Below are 7880 nucleotides of genomic sequence, written 5' to 3'. Positions count from 1 at the left end.
CCAGCATCGTCATACCCCAGGCTGCGGGTGCCGCCGGTGGCCGCACCGGTCGTCGACGTCAGATCATCCCGGGCGTCATACCCGAACGACGAACTCCCCGCCGCATCCGACCGCGAACTCATCCGACTGCTGGCGTCATACCCGAACGACGAGCTCCCCGCCGGCCCCGCACTGCCCGTCAGCAGATCCCGATCGTTGTAGGTGAACGACTGGCTCCCCGACGGATGGCTCACCGACGTCACCCGACCGGCCAGGTCATAACCCACCGTCCGCGACGCCGACGCCGCACCACCCCCCGACCCCGACTCCGCGGTCAACCGACCCAACGCGTCAAACGTCCGACCCCGGGTCACCCCACCTGGCTCCACCAACGAGACCGGCAACCCACCGGCGTCGAAGGAGGTCTGCCAGGTCCGATCCGCGGTCGCGGGATGCGCCGCCGTGGACGGCTCGATCGTCTTCTCGACCAGACCCAGACTGTTAAACGTCGTAACCGTCGCGTTACCCCGCCCGTCGGTCAACCGGGTCCGGTTCCCCACCGCGTCATAACCGGCCGACGTCGTGACCGACGTCGACGCCGTCACCGGCTCCACCAGCGTCCGCACCCGGTCCAGCGCGTCAAACGTCCGAGTCGTCGTCCACCCGTCACCATCCGTCGACGACGTCGCATTGTCCGCCGCGTCATAGCCGACACTCGCCGACCGCAACTGGGCGTTCGACGGGGAGAACTGCGCCACCACCGTCCGCCGACCCGCCCGGTCATAGGTGACCCGGCTCGCCCGACCCAACGGATCCGTCACGCTCGCCAACCGGCCGACCAGATCATAGGTACGGGTCGTCAACTTGGTCAGCTCGTCGCGTTCCTGCACCAGCCCACCGGCCGCGTCGTACACCCCCGTCCACGCCGCCTGCGCGCCGATGTTCGCCGGACGGATCACCTTCGTGACGTTCCCGGCATCATCATGATCGGTGTAGGTGGTGAACGTCGCCTGCGGAGACCGTTCCGTCGCCGTGGCCGCCCACACCCGGTCCAGATCGTCATAGGCCGCGAACGCCCACACCCCGATCGGGCTCACCGTCGAGGTGAGGTTCCCGGCGTCGTCGTACACCCGCCGGCTCACCCCGGCCGCGGGCTGCCCGGCCACCTGCGGGTCGGTGATCGCCACCGGCCGGTTCCGCCGGTCGTACACCGTGGTCGTGGTCTGCCCGCGGGCATCCACATGGGTCAGCGGGTTGCCGTTACGGTCATACGTCCACGACTGCGTCGGCGTGACCGCGCTCCCACCCGGCGGGGTGTAGGACGGGTGGGCGACCTGGACGGTCCGCCCCAGCCGGTCGTAGCCGGTCGTGGTCACCAGCCCGCGGGCGTCCCGAGCGTGCGTGACCTCCCCGAACGTGTTGTAGCCGAGGTCGGTGGTGGGCCTGGTCGCGCTCGGCGCACCGCCGTTCTCCTCCACCTGCACCGACGGGGCCTTCACCTGGCTGACCCGCCCGGCGGCGTCCACCGTGCTGTTCGTGGTGTACGCCGGATCCGGGGAGCCGCCGGCCACATAGCCCCGCGGGTCCGCCGTCCCGGTCACGAACCCCCGCTGGTCCCGCAGCGTCGTCGTGACAAAGCTGGCCGAGCCGTCGCCGAACACCGTCTGCGACGTCGGCCGGGAGGCGTTGTCGTAGCCGACGTCCATACGTTCGGTCGCCGACGTCCCCGCCGCCCCCGCCAGCATCGACGTCACGTTGCCGTTCGCGTCGTAGCTGTAGTCGGTGGTCCGGGCCAGCCCGGACGGGTCCACCGTGGTCCGGGTCAGCCGCCGGGCCGCGTCGAACGTCCCGCCCACCGTCAGCCGGCCCCCACCGGTCACCGTCGTGATCGGGTTCCCCGCCCCGTCGAAGGTCCGGTCGACCAGCACGATGTCCCGCGCCCCCGAGGTGGACAGCGTCCCGGTGACGGTGTCCGGCGGCCGGTAGCCGACCAGGATGTCCTGCCGAGGCAGGTCGTCCAGCCAGTAGGTGAACTGCCGGGTGCGGCCCAGCGCGTCGGTCATGCTCGCCAGCCGACCCGCCGGGTCGTAGGCCCTCGACTCCACCAGCACGTCCCGCGGCGTCGAGCCGGCCACCGGGTCGTCCACGAAGTTCTTCACCGTCGTGGTCGCCAGCAGGTTCTTCGCCGTGTAGGTGAACGCGCTCACCGTCCCGACCGGGTCGGTGATGGTCGCGACGTTGCCGTTGTCGTCGTAGGTCTTAGCGGTGGTCGCGGCCTCGGGCGCGCCGGCCGCGCCGGTCGTCGACGTCAGCCGATCATCGTTGTCGTAGGCGTACGTGCTGGTCCGCGAGGCGTCCCCGCCAGTGGAGTCCGACACCACCGTCTGGGTCAGGTTCTCGTTCAGGTCGTAGCTGTTGGCCGTGACCCGGGTGTGCGTCACCCCCGAAACCGGGTTGACCACCCCCGGTTCGGTGACCTGCGCGACGCGGGACAGCTTGTCGTAGCCGATCGTGGTGGTGATCCCGGACGGGAAGGTGTCCGAGGTCTCCTTCGCCGTGACCCGCCGGCCCAGCTCGTCGGAGGTGTAGTCGTGGGTCAGCCCGACCGGGTCGACGTCACGGCGCAGATCCCCCTTGCTGTCATAGGAGAACGCTGTCACCTTCCCCCGCGGGTCGGTGGTAGACAGCAGCACGTCCCGCGGGACCGTCCCGCCACCGATCGCCGCCTCGCTGCCGGTCGCATATGCCCACGCCGTCGTCCGCCCGGACGGGAAATCCGCCGTGGCCGGGGTCGTCGTCGTCAGCAGATCCCCGAGCGGGCTGTAGGTGAACGTCGTCGCGTAGGTGGCGTCCGTCGGCGACGCCGACCGGCCGTCGCGGGCCACCGTCATCAGATCGTTGCGGGGATCCCCCGGCGCACCCAGGAAGTAGTCGTAGTACTCGGTGTTCGTCCACAACGTCCCGAACAGGTTCATCCGCACCGTCGTGCGGGCCTTGATGTTCCCGCGGTCGTCGGTCTGCAACGTCAGGACGTTGCCGTTCTCGTCGGTGACCTGCGCCAGAAAACCCCGGTCGTTGTAGGCGAACCGGCGATCCCCCAGCGAATCCCGATGCGAGATCAGCTGCCCGAGGTCGTACTCCCAGTCCTCGGCGTGCCCCCGCGGGTCGGTCACCCGCACCGTCGTCGTCGGCGACGTACTCGTCACCGTAAACGTGGTCCGCTTGGCCAGGCCGTCCTCGCGCCAGGCCACCGTCCCGTCGAGGTTGTAGCCGATGGTCTCGGCGATGTTCCCCCGCGGCAGCACGGTCTGCCCCAACAAACCGTTGAACGCATACGCGTACGTCGTCGGCGTCGCCGACCGCGGCGAGACCACGCTCGTCAGATTGCTGCCGGTGTAACCGTACGACCACACCAGCGGCCCGCCGTGCGCCGCCACCGTGGCTGTCGCCACCTGGCTGACATGACTCCCCGACCAGGTGAACGTCAACGCCCGGTTCGCCGTGACGTTCAGCGCCTGGGTCAGCCGGCTGGTGCCGTCGTAGGTCAGCTGCAGCGCCCGGCCCGCCACGTCCGTCACCCGGGTCAGCCGGCCGTCGGAGCGGAACGCCGACACCGTCCCGGACTTGTCCGCCAGCACCGCCGCCGCGGTGAGCACGATGTCGTCGAGCCGGCCCGAGCCGGTCCCCTCCGTATACGGGCCAGCCTGCGTCCCGAACATCACCGCCGGGTCGGACACCGACATGATCTGCGTGCCGTTGCGCAGCACCGTGATCGACGGACCGTTCGTCACCACCGTCAACGTGTCCGAGGTGGTGCAGCACGAACTCGACGCGTCCGCGACCGTCGTCTCGACCCCGTTGACCCGTTTGATCAGCCGCCACTTGCTCGACGACGGCACCGCCACCAGCCGCCAGTAGTTCGCCGTATCCGCGACCCGGAACGCCAGGCCCATGTTCGCCTGCGTCACCGGCTCGGTGAAACTGAACGAGCCGTCCGCCGCCGCCGGCACCACCAGCAGATTCCGGCTCCCCGCCGCCCCGGCCAGATAGGCGCGGTTGGCGTCGACACCCCAGGTGCCGGCCAGCGCCGTCCAGGCAGAACCGCTGTCGGTCGTGCCGGCGGTGGTGGCGGAGTTGGCCCGGGTGAAGGAATCCCGATGCTGGTCGTCGAGCACAGCGAACGCGCCGATCCGGCCCGCCCCGGTCGCCAGCGCGTACACCCCCGCTTTTGTGGCCGTCTGGAACGCACCGTCGGTGGCGGTCGCCACCACCCGGTCGTTGCGGGACACCGCGATCGACGTCCCCGCCGTGGTCACCGCGAACACGTCCGACGCCGCGCAGCAGGCACTGGAGGCGGTCGCCACCGTCGTGGTCACCCCGCCGACCCGCTTGGCCAGCACCAGCTGATTCGCCGACGGCTTCGCGTACAACACCCACATGTTGTCCGCGTCCTGGACGCGGAAGGCGACCCCCACGTTGTCCTGCGCCACCGGCAGGGTGAACCGGACCGTGCCATCCGACCCGGCCGGCAGCACCGCCACGCTCCGCCCCGACCCCGCCGCGGCCAGATAGGCGTCGTTACCCGCGACACCCCAGGTGCCGGCCAGTACCTGCCAGCCCTCACCGGTGTCCGCCGTGCCCAGCGACGACGCCGAATCCGGCCCGGTGAACGACGCCACCCGCGGCGACGGTGCCCACAACGACGAGTAGTAGCCGCGCGCCGGCACGAACGAGCCGTCCGGGTTACGGCCGAACCGCGACACCCGCCCGTCCGGATAACGGACCGCGATGTTGCCCTCACCGGCGAGATCCGGCGCCGCCGCCATGTCGTACTGGGACGACCAGCCCACCCCGAACAGGCCGTCGACCGGATTGCGGTTGTTGTAGGTGCGGGTCACCCCCAATGCCGGGCCCACGCCCGCCACCGACGCGTCCGTTGTCGACGTCACATAGTTGCTCACCACCGGCGTCACGCTCGCCACCGGCGGTGCGTACGGGTCAAATCCCAGATGGCCCTCCGGGCCGGTCAGGGGAACCCGGGTGGTCAGGTGGGCCACCGACGTCGGCTGGCTGGGAAGCTGGAAATCCCCTACCCAGCCCTGCCAGTAGTAGGTCTGGTCCCAGGACAGGGCGCCCTTGGGTAGGCTCCACGTGTTCGAGCTGATCCACCCCGGTGACTCCCAGCAGGTCCCCGAGTTCGCGTCCGACCCGGTGCACAGCTTGAAGTAGTAGTTCACCCCCTGCCCGGGATAGTTGTCCGGGTCGGTCCCGGTCAGCGTCAGCGTCGGGGTCAACGAATACACCGCCGCGCCGTTCGCCGGTGCCGCCGACGTCACCTGCGGCGCCACGTTCGGCACGGTCAGGGACTGCAGGAAAGGCGGTATCCACTGATCCATGAAATAGGTGACGCCATAGTTCAGCATGTCCCAGCGCAACGTGTAACTGCCGGGCGGCAGCGGATTCACCGTGGCCAGCACGTCGACGGTCTGCCCCGGATTCACCGTCACCGGTATCTGCGTGCCATACCCGTCGTACTGGACGACGTTCGTGTTCGACGCGTCATAGACGTGGTAGGAGAGCATGTAGGTGCTGTTCGCCGGCCACGGATCCCGGCCGGTGTTCTTCACCCGGACCCATATCTTGCCCTGCTGGCTGTTCGTCAGCTGCTGCTGCCATACCGGGCTGCCCGACGGGTAGGAGTACTGCGCGCCGTACGGCGTGTAGGTGATCGACATCTGCGGGCGGTTCGCCGCGGTCGCGGTGTTGTTCGACAGGAACTTCTTCCACGCGTAGTTGTCCGTCGTACTCGCCCGCACCGACGTACCGGTGTTTACCTTCCGCCCGTGCGTCCAGTCATCCACCAACGCGGTCAGCCGCGTATCCCGGAACGTCCCCCAGTTCGCCGGGCAGGACGACGAATAGCCGTAGGCGAAACTGCTGCGCGCCACCTCCGGGCCGACCGCCGCCCCCGGCCACAGCATCGTCGTGCCGTCCCAGGACTGGTTCACCTCGTACAGGCTCACGTCCCGCGCGCTGCACGACCACGACCAGCTGTTCAGCAGCGCCACCTGCACGTCCAGCACGTTGACCTGGCTCACCGCGGCGGTGCCCTGCCAGTTGATGTACCCGTGGTTCACGTCGGCGCCACCGTTGTAGGTGCCCACGTGAATGTCGTCCAGGGTGTTGTAATGCGTATTCGGGAATGCCGAGGACACGTAGGTGTCGTCCGCCCACGCCTGCAGCACCTCCACCGACGGATCCACCCGCACCGGGAACACCCGGGCCGGATCCGCCAGCCACTGTGCATCCAGATCCACCTGCAAGGCGCTCCGACCGTCCGCCCCCGTCACCAGGGAATAACGCACACCCTCCGAATACGCCCCGCCGCCCACGTGCGGATCAATCGCGGAATCCTCCATGGATCCCCGTGGAATCACCGCCTTCACCACACCCGCGGCATCCGTGAGAGAGACCTGCTGCGACGTCGCGTCCACCGCCGCTGTCAGGCCCTCCAACGCCAACGGGAACGTCCACCGCGTCGGGGCATCCACCCCGTGCAGGACCAGCGTCTCCTTCACTCCCGACAGCGTCCCGGACAGCTCCACGTCCGACGACGGACGCACCTGCGCATATGAAGCGGTCGGCCCGTCGACGACGCTGCGCGCCGGCTGCGCACCGGCGATACCGAACGACACCGACGCACCCGCACCCACCTGCACCGCCACCAGCCGGGGATCATCAGCGGTATCCGCGACATCGACGGCATGCTCCACCGCGGCCACCCGATGCCGGCCGCCCCCCGCCGCCACCAGGTTCGTGTCGATGTCCACCCATTTGCCGCCGGCGTCGGTGAACCGCTTCGGCGCCGAATACACCCGGGTGGTGTACGTCCCGTCGGGATTGCGGAACTCGTCACTCCATGCCGTCCGCCGCTCCGGTACCTCCACCTGGCCTGGTGGCGCCGCCTGCCCCGGCAACACCCCCCACTCCACCGGCGGAGCACCCATGTCCATCGTCCGGGCCTCACCGAGCCTCGCCACACCCGCCGCCGGATCCGGCTTCGGCAGATCCACCGGACGCTCCGGCTCCCGCGGCGTCGTCGGCACCGCGCCCGCAACCGTCGGTACCTGCGCGCGCACCTGCTCCGCCGACGGCGCCACCCCCGACGCCGTCTGCGACCGCGCCGTCGGCACCTGGCTCTGCTGGCCCGCCGCGCTGCCGTTCGAACTCTGCGGCAACGCCACGTTCCGGAACGGGTTCAGCAGCGGCGCCGGCCGGTCCGCGCCGCCGGCCAGCTGCACGACCGCCAACGTGGTCAGCACCAGTAGCGGCACCAGCCCGATGGAGATGGCGGTCAACCTCCGGCGCGCAAACCGGCGGTAGACACCACGAAACATCCGCGGACGCTGGGCAGAATGCCGCCGGCCGACCATGGGCGCACTCCCAAGAACTCAGGAACCAAGGAGCCGCGTTCATGCTGGAAAACAGGCACGAAAACGGCACGACAAGAGTGGAGAACCCAGGACCCGGCAGATCGCGCCGGCACACGGCACAACCCGAAGAAGACATGGGGTGACCTGCACGCCCACATGAACGCGCAGCAAACAACAACGAAAGAAAACAACAGTGAGAGAATCAGCGGTGAGAGACGGAACGGAGCAGGCCCGCCACCATCGGCTGGGCGGATGTCACCCCGTCATGTTCACGGGGCTCACCGTGCCACACCGTCCGCCGTTGCGCCACTACTCCCGGATGCCCCACGTCGATGTTGCGCGAAATTTGTTCCCGATACATCTCGCCGACGGCAGGAAACGCCGCCCGGATCCTTATCCAAACAAAAGTCCGCCAATTCACAACAAGTAACCACGGACCGACGATCGAATGCACGACCACGCTTGGCC

General features: G+C 69.2%; 1 protein-coding gene. It reads right to left on the bottom strand.

Features of this window, described 5'->3' with window-relative positions:
- Positions 1–7412: DNRLRE domain-containing protein (locus CV1CTNOD_RS05325; RefSeq protein ID WP_207386204.1), on the bottom strand; the 7412-nt coding region annotated here is incomplete at its 3' end.
- Positions 7413–7880: the final 468 nt, after the last annotated feature.

Origin of the sequence: Protofrankia symbiont of Coriaria ruscifolia (assembly GCF_900634745.1) — a bacterium.
GTDB lineage: Bacteria > Actinomycetota > Actinomycetes > Frankiales > Frankiaceae > Protofrankia > Protofrankia californiensis.
The sequence above is the reverse complement of the archived record's forward strand: the minus strand, read 5'-3'. Positions and strand labels throughout refer to the sequence as shown.